Source organism: Paraburkholderia sp. BR10141, assembly GCF_056155635.1.
In genome coordinates this window covers 1-1,369 of the sequence record NZ_JBMIQH010000115.1, presented here as the reverse complement: position 1 = coordinate 1,369, position 1,369 = coordinate 1, and the positions used below count along the sequence as shown (strand labels likewise).

The window sequence follows — 1,369 nt, the reverse complement described above, 5'->3', positions numbered from 1 at the left end:
GCGGTAATGAGATGGTCACCCCCACCCTACACGCGGGTTACGCTGTAGGGTGTTTTCTTTTCTGGAGAGGCCATCATGCAGGATGTGACGCTGGTTGGAATCGATCTGGGCAAGCACTCCTTTCACCTTCACGGCCAGGACCGGCACGGCCAGGCCGTGTTTCGCAAGAAGGTGGGGCGCAAGCAGCTGATTGAGTTTTTCGCCGCGTTTCACGCCTGCACGGTGGTCATGGAGGCGTGCGCTGGCGCCCATCACCTGGCCCGCAAGCTAGCGGGCTTCGGGCATCAGGTCAAACTGATCTCGCCGCAGTTCGTGCGGCCGTTCGTCAAGGGTAACAAGAATGACTTCGTGGACGCCGAAGCGATCTGCGAGGCCGCGTCGCGCCCGGCCATGCGGTTCGTTACCCCGAAGACCGAATCGCAGCAAATGCTCTCGGCACTGCACCGTGTGCGCGATTCGTTGATTCGTGACCGCACGAAGGCCGTTAACCAAATCCACGGCTTTCTACTTGAGTTCGGCATCAGCCTGCCGGTCGGGCAATCCGTCATCAAGCGACTGCCGGCCGTGCTGGCCGAGCATACGCTGCCGCCGCGCCTGATCGAGATCCTCGAGCGCCTGCATGCGCACTTCAAGTACCTCAGTGAGGAGATCGCCGAGATCGACAAGGAGATGGCGCGCCAGCTCGCCGACGACGATCTCGGCCAGCGCTTGCTGACGATCCCCGGCGTGGGTCCGATCACGGCGAGCGTGCTCTCCGCCGAAATGGGGGACGGCAAGCAATACGGCTGCAGCCGCGACTTTGCCGCGTCGATCGGACTGGTGCCGCGCCAATACAGCACGGGCGGCAGGGCGAACCTGCTGGGCATCAGCAAGAGGGGTGACAAGAACATCCGGCGCCTGTTGGTGCAGTGCGCCCGCGTCTACATGCAGCAGCTCCATCGGCAGAGTGGCCGGCTCGCCGAGTGGGTGCGCGCCATGCTCACGCGCCGACACTCGAACGTCGTGGCCTGCGCGCTGGCGAACAAGCTGGCGCGCACCGCCTGGGCACTGGCGACTCGCCACGGCACGTTCGATGCGCGACCGGGCCTCAACGCGCCGGCCTGAGCGCCCGATCCCCAACCACGCTTTACCGCAGTCCCCCACCTGGTTTTGCGACCGCTGAACTTTGATGACGTGAACGGCATACCGGCCTGACGGACAACCTGTTAAAAAAATCGGCTCTCGAAGCCGCGGCGGTTTTAAGGACCATCAGGCGCGACTCTCATCGTGGCGCGGGGAGTGATCCCCACAACGACGCCGGATAGATTTAGGCAAGCCAACCACAACGTCAACGATCAAGGTTGCAAAAACGGGGGTGACCATAGATTTT

Annotated in this window: 1 protein-coding gene; it reads left to right on the top strand. The window is 62.9% G+C overall.

The features are described 5' to 3' along the window. Positions 1-75: 75 nt before the first annotated feature. Positions 76-1,104 (top strand): IS110 family RNA-guided transposase, encoded by a 1,029-nt coding sequence (locus ACOJB8_RS41050; RefSeq protein WP_342950349.1) that lies wholly within the window; start codon positions 76-78, stop codon positions 1,102-1,104. Positions 1,105-1,369 lie beyond the last annotated feature (265 nt).

What these genes read in the sequence shown, in the direction of transcription:
- ACOJB8_RS41050 (WP_342950349.1), top strand. Translation starts at nt 76, where the DNA reads ATGCAGGATGTGACGCTGGTTGGAATCGATCTGGGCAAGCACTCCTTT.